At 49.3% G+C, this 14138-nt stretch carries 26 protein-coding genes; all 26 read left to right on the top strand.

What is annotated here, in order from left to right; genetic code table 11:
* Positions 1-12: 12 nt before the first annotated feature.
* Genes P8X24_RS02480 through secY form a run of 26 tightly spaced genes read left to right on the top strand, consistent with a single transcriptional unit; the run spans position 13 to position 14113 of the window.
* A complete protein-coding gene (locus P8X24_RS02480) occupies positions 13-789 on the top strand; it encodes a putative RNA uridine N3 methyltransferase (RefSeq protein WP_372913899.1) in 777 nt (258 codons plus the stop codon).
* A 2-nt stretch (positions 790-791) separates the two neighbouring features.
* Complete coding sequence (locus P8X24_RS02475; protein ID WP_068323223.1) at positions 792-1871, top strand: 50S ribosomal protein L3; 1080 nt, start codon at positions 792-794, stop codon at positions 1869-1871.
* 10 nt (positions 1872-1881) lie between these two features.
* Positions 1882-2649, top strand: coding sequence for a 50S ribosomal protein L4 (gene rpl4p / locus P8X24_RS02470; protein WP_372823257.1), 768 nt, complete (start codon positions 1882-1884; stop codon positions 2647-2649).
* 6 nt (positions 2650-2655) lie between these two features.
* The gene (locus P8X24_RS02465) at positions 2656-2916 is read left to right on the top strand and encodes a 50S ribosomal protein L23 (RefSeq protein ID WP_372913898.1); all 261 of its coding nucleotides are present in this window, start codon (positions 2656-2658) and stop codon (positions 2914-2916) included.
* Positions 2917-2927: 11 nt separating this feature from the next.
* Positions 2928-3647 carry a 50S ribosomal protein L2 gene (locus P8X24_RS02460; RefSeq protein WP_372913897.1) on the top strand — a complete coding sequence of 240 codons (720 nt, stop codon included), beginning with the start codon at positions 2928-2930 and terminating at the stop codon, positions 3645-3647.
* 10 nt (positions 3648-3657) lie between these two features.
* The gene (gene rpsS, locus P8X24_RS02455; protein WP_068323233.1) at positions 3658-4056 is read left to right on the top strand and encodes a 30S ribosomal protein S19; all 399 of its coding nucleotides are present in this window, start codon (positions 3658-3660) and stop codon (positions 4054-4056) included.
* Positions 4057-4066: 10 nt separating this feature from the next.
* Positions 4067-4534 carry a 50S ribosomal protein L22 gene (gene rplV / locus P8X24_RS02450; RefSeq protein ID WP_068323235.1) on the top strand — a complete coding sequence of 156 codons (468 nt, stop codon included), beginning with the start codon at positions 4067-4069 and terminating at the stop codon, positions 4532-4534.
* A 4-nt stretch (positions 4535-4538) separates the two neighbouring features.
* Positions 4539-5171, top strand: coding sequence for a 30S ribosomal protein S3 (locus P8X24_RS02445; protein WP_372913896.1), 633 nt, complete (start codon positions 4539-4541; stop codon positions 5169-5171).
* On the top strand, positions 5158-5364 hold the full coding sequence (rpmC, locus tag P8X24_RS02440) for a 50S ribosomal protein L29 (protein WP_010867457.1): 207 nt from the start codon (positions 5158-5160) through the stop codon (positions 5362-5364). The genes P8X24_RS02445 and rpmC overlap by 14 nt, the downstream gene beginning before the upstream one ends.
* A gap of 9 nt (positions 5365-5373) precedes the next feature.
* Positions 5374-5673 carry a stress response translation initiation inhibitor YciH gene (gene yciH, locus P8X24_RS02435; RefSeq protein WP_010867456.1) on the top strand — a complete coding sequence of 100 codons (300 nt, stop codon included), beginning with the start codon at positions 5374-5376 and terminating at the stop codon, positions 5671-5673.
* The gene (gene rnp1, locus P8X24_RS02430; protein WP_372913895.1) at positions 5559-5939 is read left to right on the top strand and encodes a ribonuclease P protein component 1; all 381 of its coding nucleotides are present in this window, start codon (positions 5559-5561) and stop codon (positions 5937-5939) included. Before yciH ends, rnp1 begins: the two co-directional genes overlap by 115 nt.
* On the top strand, positions 5936-6277 hold the full coding sequence (locus P8X24_RS02425; protein ID WP_014734787.1) for a 30S ribosomal protein S17: 342 nt from the start codon (positions 5936-5938) through the stop codon (positions 6275-6277). Before rnp1 ends, P8X24_RS02425 begins: the two co-directional genes overlap by 4 nt.
* Before the next feature lie 6 nt (positions 6278-6283).
* Positions 6284-6709 carry a 50S ribosomal protein L14 gene (locus P8X24_RS02420; RefSeq protein ID WP_014734786.1) on the top strand — a complete coding sequence of 142 codons (426 nt, stop codon included), beginning with the start codon at positions 6284-6286 and terminating at the stop codon, positions 6707-6709.
* A gap of 10 nt (positions 6710-6719) precedes the next feature.
* Positions 6720-7085 (top strand): 50S ribosomal protein L24, encoded by a 366-nt coding sequence (gene rplX / locus P8X24_RS02415; RefSeq protein WP_372913894.1) that lies wholly within the window; start codon positions 6720-6722, stop codon positions 7083-7085.
* A complete protein-coding gene (locus tag P8X24_RS02410; protein WP_372913893.1) occupies positions 7085-7816 on the top strand; it encodes a 30S ribosomal protein S4e in 732 nt (243 codons plus the stop codon). The genes rplX and P8X24_RS02410 overlap by 1 nt, the downstream gene beginning before the upstream one ends.
* A 10-nt stretch (positions 7817-7826) precedes the next feature.
* A complete protein-coding gene (locus tag P8X24_RS02405; RefSeq protein ID WP_068323244.1) occupies positions 7827-8387 on the top strand; it encodes a 50S ribosomal protein L5 in 561 nt (186 codons plus the stop codon).
* Positions 8388-8390: 3 nt separating this feature from the next.
* The gene (locus tag P8X24_RS02400; protein WP_010867449.1) at positions 8391-8561 is read left to right on the top strand and encodes a 30S ribosomal protein S14; all 171 of its coding nucleotides are present in this window, start codon (positions 8391-8393) and stop codon (positions 8559-8561) included.
* 11 nt (positions 8562-8572) lie between these two features.
* On the top strand, positions 8573-8965 hold the full coding sequence (locus tag P8X24_RS02395; protein ID WP_011012950.1) for a 30S ribosomal protein S8: 393 nt from the start codon (positions 8573-8575) through the stop codon (positions 8963-8965).
* Positions 8966-8975: 10 nt separating this feature from the next.
* On the top strand, positions 8976-9530 hold the full coding sequence (locus tag P8X24_RS02390; RefSeq protein WP_372913892.1) for a 50S ribosomal protein L6: 555 nt from the start codon (positions 8976-8978) through the stop codon (positions 9528-9530).
* A 10-nt stretch (positions 9531-9540) separates the two neighbouring features.
* Complete coding sequence (locus tag P8X24_RS02385; protein WP_068323251.1) at positions 9541-9933, top strand: 50S ribosomal protein L32e; 393 nt, start codon at positions 9541-9543, stop codon at positions 9931-9933.
* Positions 9934-9942: 9 nt separating this feature from the next.
* Entirely contained in the window at positions 9943-10395 is a 453-nt protein-coding gene (locus P8X24_RS02380; protein ID WP_372913891.1) for a 50S ribosomal protein L19e, read from the top strand.
* A gap of 10 nt (positions 10396-10405) precedes the next feature.
* Entirely contained in the window at positions 10406-11017 is a 612-nt protein-coding gene (locus tag P8X24_RS02375; RefSeq protein WP_068323258.1) for a 50S ribosomal protein L18, read from the top strand.
* On the top strand, positions 11014-11724 hold the full coding sequence (gene rpsE / locus P8X24_RS02370; RefSeq protein ID WP_068323259.1) for a 30S ribosomal protein S5: 711 nt from the start codon (positions 11014-11016) through the stop codon (positions 11722-11724). The genes P8X24_RS02375 and rpsE overlap by 4 nt, the downstream gene beginning before the upstream one ends.
* A gap of 11 nt (positions 11725-11735) precedes the next feature.
* A complete protein-coding gene (locus tag P8X24_RS02365) occupies positions 11736-12203 on the top strand; it encodes a 50S ribosomal protein L30 (protein WP_372913890.1) in 468 nt (155 codons plus the stop codon).
* Between the two features lie 10 nt (positions 12204-12213).
* Entirely contained in the window at positions 12214-12657 is a 444-nt protein-coding gene (locus P8X24_RS02360; RefSeq protein ID WP_068323265.1) for an uL15m family ribosomal protein, read from the top strand.
* A 49-nt stretch (positions 12658-12706) separates the two neighbouring features.
* The gene (secY, locus tag P8X24_RS02355) at positions 12707-14113 is read left to right on the top strand and encodes a preprotein translocase subunit SecY (protein ID WP_372913889.1); all 1407 of its coding nucleotides are present in this window, start codon (positions 12707-12709) and stop codon (positions 14111-14113) included.
* Positions 14114-14138: the final 25 nt, after the last annotated feature.

Here is a 14138-nt window from a genome sequence, read left to right as displayed (position 1 = left end):
TGGAGGGCAGAAATGGCGTGGCACATATTCATTCCAGATTCACTCTTGGAGGAAACAAATGACCCGAAACTCAAGGCTTACAAGGTAGGTCAGGTAGCTAGGGCATGCGCAATATTTGGTGTTGAACACATATGGATCTACAGGGCCGGAGGGAGGGACGGTAAGTTCATCAAACTCCTGCTAGAGTACGCTGAGACTCCCCAGTACCTCAGGAGAAGATTGTTCCCATTGATGCCTGAGCTTAAGTACGCTGGTGTGATGCCCCCTCTCCAGATACCGAGCCATAAGCCAAAGACTAGTCCTAGAATAGGAGAAATTAGGGAAGGCTTTGCATTTAGGCGTGGGAAAAAGCTATTCGCTGACATAGGACTTGACAGACCAGCGCTCGTAAAGGGAATTGCAGAGGAAGGCAGGGGAACGTTCAAAATAGTTTCAGTAAAACCTCTCCGCGTAGTTCCTGCCGAGCCCCCAGACTACTGGGGGTATAGGGTTCACCTGAGTAGGAAAACTTTGGCGAAAACACTTAAAAATGCTGACCTTGACGTGGTCATCGCGACATCCCGTAGGGGTGTCGACGTGAGAGATGCCGAAGTGCCCCTCGAGGGCGAGGTTGGTATAGTCTTTGGCTCTCCCCGGAAGGGGATTATGGAGATATTGAATGAGTATAATGAGGATTTCGAGTTCGATCTAATCGTGAACACAATTCCGGGTCAAAAGACAAAAACCGTAAGAACAGAGGAAGCGTTGTTTGCGACTCTCGCGATATTTAATGTCATGAGGAGGGATTGAGAATGGGTAAGGTTCACAGGCCAAGGAAGGGTTCACTTGGATTCAGCCCAAGAAAGAGGGCTAAGAGCATAGTTCCAAGAATTAGGAGTTGGCCCAAGGAGACAGAGGTTAGAATGCTTGGCTTTGCAGGATACAAGGCTGGAATGACGCATATATTAATGATCGATGACGAGCCAGGACTCACCAATGGAAAGGAAATATTCGTGCCAGTAACAATCGTTGAAACCCCACCCTTAAGGATCTTTGGAATTAGGGCTTACAGGCAGGGCTACCTCGGCCTCGAAACCGCAACCGAGGTAATAGTTCCAGACTTTCCGCTCGACAACTACCCAAGCAAGAAGGCTAAGAACGTTACCTTCTACAAGCTCCTCGAGAGGAGGATCGCAACCTTGCCAAAGAACTACACCCAGGAAGTCTTCGAGCAGAAGCTTGGTCAGCTTGAGGACATGATAAAGGAAGGAGAAATAGTCGAGGTTAGGGCCCTTGTAAGCACTCAGCCATGGATAATCAAGCTCAAGAAGAAGCCCGAGGTTATGGAGTACGCCATTGGTGGAACTAGCGTTGAGGAGAAGTTCAACTACATAAAGGAGAGGCTCGGAAAGGAGCTTAGGGTTAGTGAGGTTCTCAAAGAGGGAGAGCTCCTCGATGTAATCGCCGTCACAAAGGGTAAGGGAACCCAAGGTCCAGTTAAAAGGTGGGGAATTAAGCTTAGGGCCCATAAGGACAGCAAGGGTAGGAGGAAGGTAGGTTCAATTGGTCCGTGGCACCCAGCTAGGGTAATGTGGACAGTTCCAATGGCTGGACAAACAGGATTCCACCACAGGACTGAACTCAACAAGAGGTTGATTGCCATAGGTGAGAATGGTAAGCTCAACTTGAACGGGAACGAGATTGAGATTACCCCAAAGGGTGGCTTCCCACACTATGGAATCGTGAGGAGCGACTTCATGATGATTGCCGGCAGTGTTCCTGGGCCCGTAAAGAGGATAATTAGGGTTAGGCCCGCTATAAGACCTCCAAAGAAGAAGCCTCCTGTTCAGAGGCCCCAAATCACTTATGTTAGTGTTGAGTCAAAGCAGTGAGGTGAGATAAATGAAGGTTAAGGTTTTCGACCTTAACGGTCAACCCGTTGATGAGATTGAGCTACCTAGGGTATTCTTCACTCCATTTAGGCCCGACCTCATAAGGAGGGCCGTCATAGCTTCATGGACCCATAGGATACAGCCCCAGGGAAGAGACCCAATGGCCGGTAAGAGAAGGGTCACTGAGAACATAGGAAAGGGTCACGGAATGGCGAGGGTTGAGAGGCTCAAGACCCCACCGAGGTATGCTGCATTCGTTCCATTCGCTAGGGGTGGAAGGAGGACCCACCCACCAAAGGTAGAGAAGATAATCTGGGAGGATATAAACAAGAAGGAGAGAAGGTTAGCGATAATGAGCGCCATAGCTGCGACTGCCAATTATGACATAGTCAAGGCGAGAGGGCACGTCATCGATAACGTTCCCCAGCTCCCGCTTATAGTGGTTGATGACCTTCAGAAGATCCAGAAGACAAGGGAGACGAGGGAGATATTCAAGAAGCTTGGCATCTGGGACGACATCGAGAGGGCTAAGGAGAAGAGCGGAGTAAGGGCTGGTAAGGGTAAGATGAGGGGCAGGAGGTACAAGAAGGCCAAGGGCCCGCTTATCGTCGTTGGGAAGAACGAGGGAATAGTCCTTGGGGCAAGGAACCACCCAGGAGTAGATGTTGTGGTCGTTGACAACTTGGGTGTGGAGCACCTAGCTCCTGGAACTCACCCTGGAAGGTTGACAGTTTGGACCGTTAGTGCTATAGAGAGGCTTAGGGAGATATATGGGTGATGAGGTATGGATCCGTACAAGGTTATAATTAGGCCCGTCGTCACGGAAAAGGCAATCTCACTGATAGAGAAAGAGAACAAGCTCACCTTCATAGTGGACAGGAGGGCCACAAAGCAGGACATCAAGAGGGCTGTTGAGGAGATATTTGACGTGAAAGTTGAGAAGGTGAACACCCTTATAACACCCAAGGGTGAGAAGAAGGCGTATGTTAAGCTCAAGCCTGAATACAGCGCGAGTGAAGTTGCCGCAAGGTTAGGATTATTCTGAGGTGGTGAGTTATGGGTAAGAGTCTAATCCAGCAAAGGAGAGGTAAAGGAAGTCCCACTTTCAAGTCACCTTCCCACAGGTTTAGGGGTGCCGTAAAGTATATCCCCCTGAACTACACCCAAGAGAAGACCCTTAGGGGAGTCGTTGAAGAGATAATGCACGACCCAGGTAGGACTGCACCCGTGGCAAGGGTTAAGTTCGAGAATGGAATGGAGAAGCTTATTATCGCTCCTGAGGGATTGCTCGTTGGGCAGGAGGTATACATAGGCCCAGAGGCCCCGGTTGCAATTGGCAACACTTTGCCGCTCTCAAAGATCCCTGAGGGAACCTACATTTACAATATTGAGGGCGTTCCTGGGGATGGCGGAAAGTACGTGAGGGCTGGAGGAACTTATGCTCTCGTGGTTTCAAGGGAAAAGGACAAGGTTATAGTTCAACTTCCAAGCGGTGAGCTCAAGGCGTTTGATCCAAACTGTAGGGCAACAATTGGTGTTGTTGCCGGGGGAGGTAGGCTGGAGAAGCCCCTGGTTAAGGCTGGCAAGGCCTACTACAAGTACAAGGCGAGGAATAAGTTCTGGCCGACACCAAGAGGTGTTAAGATGAACGCAGTCAACCACCCATTCGGTGGTAAGGAGCACCACCCAGGTAAGCCAACCACGACTTCAAGGAGGGCTCCTCCAGGAAGGAAGGTTGGTCATATCGCTGCGAGGAGAACTGGTAGGAGGAAGTGAGGTGGTGTAAATGGCGAGGAAGGAGTTTAGGTATCGCGGTTATACCCTCGAACAGTTGTTGAATATGTCCCTTGAGGAGTTAGCTAAGCTACTTCCCGCAAGGCAAAGGAGAAGCCTGAAGAGAGGTCTCACTCCAGAGCAGAAGAAGCTCCTCAGGAAGATAAGGCTCGCCAAGAAGGGTAAGTACAACAAGCCCATAAGGACGCACTGCAGGGACATGATAATCCTTCCAGAAATGGTTGGGATGACGATCTACGTCCACAACGGTAAGGAGTTCGTTCCAGTGGAGATCAAGCCAGAGATGATAGGGCATTACCTTGGAGAGTTCGCCCCAACGAGGAAGAGGGTACAGCACGGAGCACCCGGTATCGGTGCTACGAGGTCATCAATGTTCGTTGCTGTCAAGTGAGGTGGTTTAAATGGCAAAGCGCTTTGGCTACTCTTTCCAAAATTATGACCCCGAGAGAATGGCGAGGGCAAGCGGTAGAGACCTTAGGATATCACCAAAGCTTGCCGTTGAAGTCTGCAGGGAGCTCAGGGGAATGATGCTAAACGACGCCCTGAGGTACCTTGATGAGGTGATTGCCCTAAAGAGGCCCGTTCCGCTGAGGAGGTACAATGACAGCCAGGGTCACAAGCCAGGAAAGGGCTTCGGCCCAGGAAGGTATCCAGTTAAGGTCGCCAAGGCAATAAAGAAGATCCTCCTCAACGCAAAGAACAACGCAGAGCAGAAGGGTCTTGATCCTGACAAGCTGAGGATAATCCACATAGCAGCTCACAAGGGGCCCGTGCTCAGGGGATGGTATCCGAGGGCTTTTGGAAGGGCCACACCGTTTAACGAGCAGACGACCCACATAGAGGTTGTTGTTGAAGAGATTAGGAGGTGAGCTCATGGCAATTGAGAGGTACTTCATCCGCGAGGCCGTTAAGGAAATGCTCATCGATGAATTCCTTGAGAAGGAACTAAGAAGGGCAGGTTACGGGGGACTTGATATAAAGAAGACCCCCCTTGGAACCAAGGTGATAATATTCGCTGCAAATCCAGGTTACGTCATTGGAAGGGGTGGAAGGAGAATAAGGCAACTCACTAGGATACTTGAGACCCAGTTTGGCCTCGAGAACCCACAGATTGAAGTCGAGGAAATCAAGAATCCCTACCTCAACGCTAAGGTTCAGGCGGTAAGGCTCGCTCAGGCACTTGAAAGAGGTATCCACTTCAGGAGGGCTGCCTACGCTGCAATGAGAGCGATAATGAACAATGGGGCTAGAGGAGTTGAGATAAGACTCAGCGGAAAGCTCACCGGCGAGAGAGCTAAGAGCGTTAGGTTCTACCAGGGCTACCTCGCAAAGGTTGGAAATCCAGCTGAAACTCTGGTTAGCAAAGGCTACGCTCAGGCATTGCTCAAGCTCGGTGTGATTGGCGTCAAGGTCGCAATAATGCCTCCAAATGCTAGGCTTCCGGACGAAATCGAGATCCTCGAGAAGCCTGTAGAGGAGGAGGTGACTGAGAGTGAAGCCCAGTGAAATCAGGGAGATGAGTATAGAGGAAATAGATGCTAAAATTAGGGAGTTAAGGCTTCAGCTCGCTAAGGAGAGGGGAATGCTCACCATGGGTACCTCTCTTGAAAACCCGATGGTTATTAGGAATTTGAGAAGGGATATTGCCCGCCTCCTTACCATAAAGAGGGAGAAACTTAGGGAAATGCGCAAAAAGTGAAGGTGGTGTTTGGTGCCGAGGATAGTAAACCCACTGGATGAGATGCTCTTTAAGGAAGTCCTTAAGGAGCAACAGAGAATCCGAGTGTACACTGAGAGGGCAAGGTACGGAAAGATCAAGACTATTATAGAGGGCATAGATGAGAAGGAGTTCGACCTTGAGGAAATTGCAAAGAAGCTGAAGGCGAAGCTGGCATGCGGAGGAACGGCAAAGAACGGAAGGATAGAACTTCAGGGAGATCACAGGGACCGTATCAAGAAATTATTGGCAGAACTTGGATTTTCCGAGGATCTCATAGAGGTCGAGTAAACAGAAAGAACATCATCTGGCATGAGCTCATAGGCCTCAAGGTTAGGGTAGTGGGCTCTACGCATCCTGGGTTCGTAGGAATTGAGGGTTACGTCGTCGATGAGACGAGAAACACCCTCGTGATAGTGGGGGAGAAGGTTTGGAGAGTTCCCAAGGACGTTTGCATATTTGAATTTGAGACCGAGGATGGGACAAAAATTAAAATACCTGGGGAAAGATTGGTGGGCAGACCTGAGATGAGATTGAAGAAGAGGTGGAGAAAATGATGAGAGATATAGGCTTGAGGGTTCAACCTCCCGCTGAGAAGTGTGACGATCCCAAGTGCCCCTGGCACGGGCACCTCAAGATTCACGGTAGGGTATTCGAGGGCATCGTGGTTAGCGACAAGCCGAGGAAAACAGTCACCGTTGAGAGACAGTACTACCACTACCTGAAGAAGTACGAGAGATATGAGCTGAGGAGGAGCAGGATTCACGCTCATAACCCACCGTGCATCAACGCAAAGGTTGGGGACAGAGTATTGATTGCTGAGACGAGGCCCTTAAGCAAGACGAAGCACTTCGTTGTCGTAGCAGTGTTAGAGAGGGCGGAGGAGAGGAGGTGACAATAGATGGCAAAGAAGGGTGCTGGTGCAACTAGGGGTGTCAGTCCGGTAAGGCCAACTAGGGCCCTTCCAATTGGCGCTTACCTTACAGTCGCCGACAACAGTGGTGCTAAGGTTATCCAGATAATCGGTGTCGTTGAGTACCACGGAACTAGGAGAAGGCTTGCTTCAGCTGGAGTCGGCGACATGGTCGTTGCAACGGTGAAGAAGGGAAGGCCCGACATGAGGCACCAGGTAGTTAGGGCTGTAATAATCAGACAAAGAAAGGAGTACAGGAGACTCGATGGCATGAGGGTTAAGTTCGAGGACAACGCCGCAGTAATTGTAACTCCTGAGGGAGTTCCAAGGGGAACCGAGATTAGAGGTCCAGTCGCTAGGGAAGCCGCTGAGAGATGGGTTAGGATTGGTAGCATTGCGAGTATAATCGTGTGAGGTGAGCATGATGAGGTTAAATTCAAAGCAACCCAGGAAGCAGAGAAAGTTCCTGTATAACGCTCCTCTCCACCTTAGGCAGAAGATGATGTCAGCTCCCCTTAGCAGGGAGCTGAGGGAGAAGTACAAGATTAGGAACCTTCCAGTTAGGGTGGGCGACAAAGTCAGGATAATGAGAGGAGACTTCAAGGGGCACGAGGGGAAAGTTGTCGAGGTTGACCTAAAGAGGTACAGGATTTACGTTGAGGGTGCAACCTTAAGGAAGACCAACGGTACCGAGGTATTCTACCCAATTCACCCCTCGAACGTTATGATTATCGAGCTCAACCTTGACGATGAGAAGAGGAAGAAAATAATTGAGAGGAGGGCTGGATAATGGCGAGAAAAGGACCGAAGAGGCACCTTAAGAGGCTTGCTGCTCCTCCATCATGGTATATAGAGAGGAAGGCCTACAAGTGGGCAGTTAGGCCAAGGCCAGGACCACACAATATGAGAACTTCGATTCCCCTGTTGTACATAGTTAGAGACTACCTTGGCTATGCCAAGACAGCTCGTGAGGCTAGAAAGATCCTCAACGAGGGCAAGTTCCTCGTTGATGGCAGGGTCAGGAAGGACTACAAGTTCCCCGTTGGGATCATGGATGTGATCTCAATCCCAGAGACCGGTGAGCACTACAGGGTTCTTCCAAACAGGATTGGAAAGCTAATTCTCCACCCAATAAGTGAGGAAGAGGCGAACATTAAGCCACTGAGGATTAGGAACAAGAGGATGGTCAAGGGGGCTAAGGTACAGCTGAACTTCCACGACGGAACAAACCACTTAATTCCACTTAGCGAGAAGGACAATTACTTCACATCATACACTGTTCTCATGAAGGTTCCGGAGAGGGAAATCGTTGAAGTCCTTCCATTCGAAAAGGGTGCCTATGTCTTCGTTACCCAGGGTAAGAACGTTGCAAGGAAGGGTAGGATAGTTGATATAAAGAGGTTCCCAATGGGTTGGCCAGACGTAGTCACGATTGAAGATGAAGAGGGAGAGCTCTTCGACACCCTGAAGGAGTATGCATTCGTCGTTGGCAGGGACAAGCCGAAGATCTCCCTTCCGTGAGGTGGTATAAATGGCAATCACTATTCCAAACAGGGAAGAGATACTTGCCGACTGGGAAGCTCACCCAATGAGGAGGCCAAGGATCGCGAAGGTCACAATTAACATAGGCGTTGGAGAGAGCGGTGAAAGGCTTACAAAGGCCGAAAAAATGCTCGAGCAACTGGTTGGTCAGAAGCCAATAAGGAGGAAGGCCAAGAAGACTAACAGGGACTTCGGAATTAGAAGGGGAGAACCGATAGCCGTTAAAGTAACCCTGAGGGGACCAAAGGCCTATGAGATGCTTAAGAGGCTTCTTGCGGCCGTTGACAACAAGCTTAAAGCTTCAAGCTTTGATGAGCACGGCAACGTCTGCTTTGGTATTGAGGAGCACATCAACATCCCTGGGGTTGAATACGATCCAGAGATCGGTATCTTTGGTATGGATGTTTGTGTAACCCTTGAGAGGCCCGGATTTAGGGTTGCAAGGAGGAAGAGAAAGAGGGCCAAGATACCCACAAGGCACAAGCTTACTAAGGAAGAGGGTATGGTTTACATGATGGAAGAGTTCGGAGTTGAGATTGTGGAGGGATGATGCATGGCGAAGGCTGACTATAATAAGAGGAAGCCGAGGAAATTTGGAAAGGGAGCGAGAAGATGTATTAGGTGCGGTCAATATGGGCCGATAATTAGGATTCATGGCCTAATGCTCTGCAGGCACTGCTTTAGAGAGGTAGCTCCAAAGCTTGGCTTCAGGAAGTATGAGTGAGGTGAGAAAAGATGACGCTACTTGACCCCTTAGCAAACGCTCTCTCCCACATAACCAACAGCGAGAGGGTCGGAAAGAGGGAGGTCTACATAAAGCCGGCCTCAAAGCTCATCGGTGAGGTACTTAGGGTCATGCAGAAGTACGGTTACATCGGCGAGTTCGAGTTCATCGACGATGGAAGGGCTGGAGTTTACAGGGTTCAGCTCCTTGGCAGGATAAACAAGGCTGGTGCAATAAAGCCAAGGTTCCCGGTGAAAGTTTCAGAGTTCGAGAAGTGGGAGAAGAGATTCCTCCCGGCATTCGAGTTTGGAATACTAATCGTCTCTACATCCCAGGGAGTTATGAGTCATAAGGAGGCTATAGAGAAGGGAATTGGCGGGAGATTGATAGCTTACGTCTACTGAGGTGAGAGGAATGCCAGTCGATGCGTGGGTTAGGGAAGAGATTGAAATACCAGAGGGTGTTGAGGTCACGGTTCAAGATAACGTTGTAAAGGTTAAAGGACCCAAGGGAGAACTTGAGAGGAGGTTCTTCTGGCCAGGGGTGCAGATATTCACCGAGGACGGTAAGGTGGTAATCTACAAGGACTTCCCAAGGAGAAAGGACATAGCTATAGTAAGGACGTTCAAGGCCCACATAAACAATATGATCAAGGGTGTCACCGAGGGTTTCACGTACAAGCTTAAGGTAGTTTACAGCCACTTCCCGATTACCGTCAAGGTTCAGGGTGACGAAGTTATAATCGAGAACTTCCTCGGTGAAAAGGCCCCCAGGAAGGCTAAGATACTTCCTGGTGTTACTGTCAAGGTTAAGGGTCAGGAGATCATCGTTGAAGGTATTGACAAAGAAGCAGTTGGTCAGACCGCGGCAAACATTGAACAGGCGACTAGAATTACCAAGTGGGATAGGAGAGTATTCCAGGACGGTATATACATCGTTGAGAAGGCTGGAAAGCCCATAACATTCTGAGGTGAGATAAATGGACGAGAAGGAGTTTAAGAGGCTCCTCCGTGTGAGGGCGAGGCTCAAGAGGAAGAAGCCCAAGTTCCTCAGGCAGGAGTGGTGGAGGTATCCCAAGTTCAAGAATGATCCCAAGTGGAGGAGGCCTAAGGGTATAGATAGCAAGATGAGGCTCAAGCTCAAGGGCAAGCCAAGATCACCAAGCATTGGATGGAGCTCTCCAAGGCTAGTTAGGGGACTGCACCCAAGTGGCTACGAGGAAGTCCTTGTTCACAATGTTAAGGAGCTCGAAAAGCTTGATCCAAAGAGGCAAGCTGCAAGGATAGCTCACACCGTTGGAAGGAAGAAGAGGATTGAGATCCTTAAGAGGGCCGAGGAACTCGGAATTAAGGTGCTAAATCCAAGATTGTGAGGTGGTAACATGAACACCCTCAAGATGCAGAGGAGAATTGCGGCTGAGCTGTTGAAATGTGGCGAGAACAGGATATGGATTGACCCCGAGAGAGTTGATGATGTTGCCTCGGCTATAACTAGGGAGGACATAAGGAGGCTCATTAAGGAGGGCGTGATTAAGAAGAAGCCCGTTAAGGGTCAGAGCAGGTACAGGGCAAGGATAAGGCACGAGCAGAAGAAGAAAGGAAGGCACAGGGGTCCAGGAAGCAGGAAGGGTAAGAAGACCGCAAGGATGGGCAAAAAGGAGCTCTGGATCAAGACTATAAGGGCCCTCAGAAAGGAACTCAGGAAGCTTAAGGAGCAGAAGAAGATAGACAGGAAGACCTACAGGATGCTCTACATAAGAGCTAAGGGTGGACAGTTCAAGAGCAAGCACCAGTTGTATCTCTTCCTTGAGGAGCACGGTCTTTTGAAGAAGTGAGGTGAGAGAAATGGCTCACGGTCCTAGGTATAGGGTCCCATTCAGGAGGAGGAGAGAGGGGAAGACGAACTATAGGAAGAGGCTCAAGCTACTTAAATCTGGAAAGCCAAGGCTCGTCGTTAGGAAGAGTCTCAACCATCACATAGCCCAGATAATAGTTTACGACCCCAAGGGAGACAGAACATTGGTTTCAGCTCACACCAGGGAACTAATAAGGGACTTCGGCTGGAAGGGTCACTGTGGTAACACTCCCTCAGCCTACCTTTTGGGCCTGCTTATAGGTTACAAAGCAAAGAAGGCCGGAATTGAAGAAGCAATACTTGACATAGGTCTCCACCCACCCGTCAGGGGAAGCTCAGTATTCGCCGTGCTTAAGGGGGCTGTTGATGCAGGTTTGAACGTTCCTCACAGCCCAGAGATATTTCCTGAGGATTACAGGATAAGGGGAGAGCACATAGCTAACTATGCTAAGATGCTCAAGGAGCAGGATGAGGAAAGGTTTAGGAGGCAATTTGGCGGTTACCTTGAGAAGGGTTTGGATCCTGAGAAGCTCCCCGAACACTTTGAAGAGGTAAAGGCGAGAATTATTGAGAAGTTTGAAGGTGAGGGGGCGAGAGAATGAGCCAAGAGTGGAAGGAGTACGCCAAGAGGGTTTTGGATGAGTGGGAGCCAAAGACTAAGCTTGGAATGCTCGTTAAAGAGGGTCAGATAACTGACATTCACGAGATATTCAGGAAGGGTTACCAAATAAAGGAGCCGGAGATAATTGATGTGCTACTTCCAGAAGTAAACGCAAGGGAGAACCAGGAGATCCTTGACATAGCTCTAACGGTTAGGATGACGGACAGCGGTAGGAGGGTCAGGTTCAGGGTTCTTGCTGCGGTAGGAAACAGGGACGGTTATGTTGGCCTTGGAATTGGCCACGGTAGGGAAGTTGGAATTGCAATAAGGAAGGCTATAAACTACGCTAAGCTCAACATAATTGAGATTAAGAGGGGCTGTGGCTCTTGGGAGTGCAGGTGTAGGAGGCCTCACTCAGTGCCATTCACCGTCGAGGGTAAAGAAGGTAGCGTTAGGGTCAAGCTTATCCCAGGACCAAGAGGTCTCGGTCTCGTTATAGGTGACGTCGGTAAGAAGATACTGAGGCTCGCGGGCATTCAGGACGTGTGGTCTCAGACCCTTGGTGAGACTAGAACAACAGTTAACTTCGCCAAGGCTGTATTCAATGCCCTTTACAACACGAACAGGGTCGTCATAACTCCCGAAATGATAGAGAGGTACGGAATAGTCGTTGGAAGGGCAATGCCCGCAAGCTTTACCTTGGAGTGAGGTGAGCAGAGATGGCAAAGCTTGCAGTAATAAGGATCAGGGGTAGGGTTAACGTTAAGAGGCCAGTTAGAGATACTCTCGCAATGCTTCGCCTCCACAGGGTTAACCACTGTGTCATCGTCGATGACACGCCAAGCTACCTTGGCATGCTCCAGAAGGCTAAGGACTACATAACGTGGGGCGAGATAAATGCTGAAACTCTTGCAAAGCTGATCAAGAAGAGGGGCAGACTAATTGGGAACAAGCCAGTAACGGATGAATACGTCAAGGAGAAGCTTGGCATGACAATAGAGGAGTTCGCACAGAAGGTAGTTAACGGTGAGATGAGCCTTAAGGATCTTCCCAACCTTAAGCCCGTCTTCAGGCTTCACCCACCAAGGGGAGGCTTCAGGGGGAGCAAGAAGCGCTCCTTTAAGGAAGGAGGAGCTCTTGGCTACAGGGGCGAGAAGATAAACGACCTCATTGAGAGGATGCTCTGAGGTGGGCGAGATGATTAGGAGGAGGAAGAAGGTTAGGAAGCTGAGGGGCAGTCACACTCACGGATGGGGATGCAAGAAGAAGCACAGGGGCGGTGGAAGCAAGGGTGGTAGAGGAATGGCCGGTACTGGTAAGAGGAACAAGAGCAAGTGGACCTGGACGATCAAGTACGCTCCAGATCACCTGGGGAAGAGGGGCTTTTCAAGACCTCCCGAAGTTCAGAGGGAAGTTAGGATTGTGAACCTTAAGTTCATCGATGAGCACCTGGATGAGCTAATGCAGATGGGCATAGCTTACGAGGAAGAAGGTAAAATAGTCGTCGATACCACCCAGTTTGCTGACAAAGTGCTGGGTACTGGTAAGCTCACCAGACCTCTCATTATAAAGGCAAAGGCCTTCTCCCCCAAGGCCGAGGAGAAAATTAAGGCTGCAGGGGGAGAGGCCGTTCTCGTTTAAACCCTTTATTTTTTGCATGATTTCCATAAAAGGGCAATGGTGTTGAACCATGGGGGCTAGGGAGGTTATTTATGCCTTGGAGAAATGGTTTCCAGAAGTTGAAAGACCAAAGAGACACGTTCCATTAAAGGAGAAGTTTATGTGGACGGGGCTTGCGTTAATACTGTACTATGTTCTGGCTGAAATCCCCGTTTATGGAATTCCAAAGCAGATACAGGATTACTTCCAGTTCCTTAGAGTTGTTCTCGCCGGTAGAAATGGCTCTCTTTTGACCTTGGGAATAGGACCTATAGTTACCGCCGGTATAATTCTTCAACTGTTAGTTGGTTCTGAAATAATAAAGCTTGACCTTGCAAATCCTGAGGATAGGAGGTTCTACCAAGCACTTCAGAGGGTATTCTCAGTATTCATGTGCTTCTTTGAGGCGACCATTTGGGTGCTCGGTGGAGCCTTCGGGAGGGTCGGGATAGATGTCACTCATGCTATAGCGGTGCTCATGATACTCCAGCTTGCAATGGGCGGTATAATATTGATAGTCTTAGATGAACTCGTGAGTAAGTGGGGTATTGGGAGCGGTATAAGCTTATTCATAGCAGCTGGAGTTTCACAGAGGATACTCACGAGGAGCCTTAATCCATTGACAGATCCTAACATAATAGATCCCCTAACTGGTAAGCCAGCTATCGTTGGAGCCATCCCGTACTTCATTCAGCACATACTGAAGGGAGATCTCTGGGGGGCCATCTATAGAGGTGGAACCGCACCGGATATGCTCGCAGTTATAGCTACGATAATCGTCTTCCTCGTGGTCGTGTACTTCGAGAGCATGCGCGTTGAGATACCTTTAGGGTACAGGGGAGTAACGATTAGGGGAAGATACCCGATAAGATTCCTGTACGTCAGTAACATACCGATAATCCTTACATTTGCTCTCTATGCTAATATACAGCTTTGGGCTAGGTTGCTATATAGGTATGGACATCCATGGCTTGGAACATTTGATCCAAATACTGGAAATCCAATAAGTGGCTTTGTTCTCTACGTAATACCTCCAAGGAACATATTCACAGTTATAGACCATCCCGTGAGGGCGCTCGTGTACCTGCTAATGACCGTAGCTTTCAGCCTACTATTTGGGTTCCTATGGGTTGAACTTACGGGTCTTGATGCGAGGTCAATTGCAAGGCAGTTGCAAAGGGCAGGTCTCCAGATCCCAGGATTTAGAAGAGACCCAAGAACCCTCGAGAGGGTACTGCAAAAGTACATACCTTACGTGACGTTCTGGGGCTCACTAACTGTAGCATTAATAGCAGTGCTAGCAGACTTCCTTGGTGCCTTAGGAACTGGAACCGGAATACTCCTTACCGTTGGTATCATCTATAGATTCTATGAGGAGATAGCCAGAGAGCAGATTAGTGAAATGTTCCCAGCGCTCAGAAAGTTCTTTGCTTCCTGACCTCCCCTTTCCCCAAAATAATTTT

Origin of the sequence: Pyrococcus kukulkanii (assembly GCF_041647995.1) — an archaeon.
Lineage (GTDB): Archaea > Methanobacteriota_B > Thermococci > Thermococcales > Thermococcaceae > Pyrococcus.
This window is presented reverse-complemented; position numbering and strand designations above follow the sequence as displayed.

Excerpts from the sequence above, each read along its gene's own strand:
- rplV (WP_068323235.1), top strand. The coding sequence starts at position 4,067 with ATGGCAAAGCGCTTTGGCTACTCTTTCCAAAATTATGACCCCGAGAGA.
- rnp1 (WP_372913895.1), top strand. The coding sequence starts at position 5,559 with ATGCGGAGGAACGGCAAAGAACGGAAGGATAGAACTTCAGGGAGATCA.
- P8X24_RS02405 (WP_068323244.1), top strand. The coding sequence starts at position 7,827 with ATGGCAATCACTATTCCAAACAGGGAAGAGATACTTGCCGACTGGGAA.
- P8X24_RS02445 (WP_372913896.1), top strand. The coding sequence starts at position 4,539 with ATGGCAATTGAGAGGTACTTCATCCGCGAGGCCGTTAAGGAAATGCTC.
- P8X24_RS02420 (WP_014734786.1), top strand. The coding sequence starts at position 6,284 with ATGGCAAAGAAGGGTGCTGGTGCAACTAGGGGTGTCAGTCCGGTAAGG.
- P8X24_RS02365 (WP_372913890.1), top strand. The coding sequence starts at position 11,736 with ATGGCAAAGCTTGCAGTAATAAGGATCAGGGGTAGGGTTAACGTTAAG.
- P8X24_RS02480 (WP_372913899.1), top strand. The coding sequence starts at position 13 with ATGGCGTGGCACATATTCATTCCAGATTCACTCTTGGAGGAAACAAAT.
- P8X24_RS02395 (WP_011012950.1), top strand. The coding sequence starts at position 8,573 with ATGACGCTACTTGACCCCTTAGCAAACGCTCTCTCCCACATAACCAAC.
- P8X24_RS02465 (WP_372913898.1), top strand. The coding sequence starts at position 2,656 with ATGGATCCGTACAAGGTTATAATTAGGCCCGTCGTCACGGAAAAGGCA.
- P8X24_RS02360 (WP_068323265.1), top strand. The coding sequence starts at position 12,214 with ATGATTAGGAGGAGGAAGAAGGTTAGGAAGCTGAGGGGCAGTCACACT.
- rplX (WP_372913894.1), top strand. The coding sequence starts at position 6,720 with ATGAGGTTAAATTCAAAGCAACCCAGGAAGCAGAGAAAGTTCCTGTAT.
- secY (WP_372913889.1), top strand. The coding sequence starts at position 12,707 with ATGGGGGCTAGGGAGGTTATTTATGCCTTGGAGAAATGGTTTCCAGAA.
- rpsS (WP_068323233.1), top strand. The coding sequence starts at position 3,658 with ATGGCGAGGAAGGAGTTTAGGTATCGCGGTTATACCCTCGAACAGTTG.
- P8X24_RS02385 (WP_068323251.1), top strand. The coding sequence starts at position 9,541 with ATGGACGAGAAGGAGTTTAAGAGGCTCCTCCGTGTGAGGGCGAGGCTC.
- P8X24_RS02475 (WP_068323223.1), top strand. The coding sequence starts at position 792 with ATGGGTAAGGTTCACAGGCCAAGGAAGGGTTCACTTGGATTCAGCCCA.
- P8X24_RS02460 (WP_372913897.1), top strand. The coding sequence starts at position 2,928 with ATGGGTAAGAGTCTAATCCAGCAAAGGAGAGGTAAAGGAAGTCCCACT.
- P8X24_RS02400 (WP_010867449.1), top strand. The coding sequence starts at position 8,391 with ATGGCGAAGGCTGACTATAATAAGAGGAAGCCGAGGAAATTTGGAAAG.
- P8X24_RS02425 (WP_014734787.1), top strand. The coding sequence starts at position 5,936 with ATGATGAGAGATATAGGCTTGAGGGTTCAACCTCCCGCTGAGAAGTGT.
- rpsE (WP_068323259.1), top strand. The coding sequence starts at position 11,014 with ATGAGCCAAGAGTGGAAGGAGTACGCCAAGAGGGTTTTGGATGAGTGG.
- P8X24_RS02375 (WP_068323258.1), top strand. The coding sequence starts at position 10,406 with ATGGCTCACGGTCCTAGGTATAGGGTCCCATTCAGGAGGAGGAGAGAG.
- rpl4p (WP_372823257.1), top strand. The coding sequence starts at position 1,882 with ATGAAGGTTAAGGTTTTCGACCTTAACGGTCAACCCGTTGATGAGATT.
- P8X24_RS02380 (WP_372913891.1), top strand. The coding sequence starts at position 9,943 with ATGAACACCCTCAAGATGCAGAGGAGAATTGCGGCTGAGCTGTTGAAA.
- P8X24_RS02410 (WP_372913893.1), top strand. The coding sequence starts at position 7,085 with ATGGCGAGAAAAGGACCGAAGAGGCACCTTAAGAGGCTTGCTGCTCCT.
- P8X24_RS02390 (WP_372913892.1), top strand. The coding sequence starts at position 8,976 with ATGCCAGTCGATGCGTGGGTTAGGGAAGAGATTGAAATACCAGAGGGT.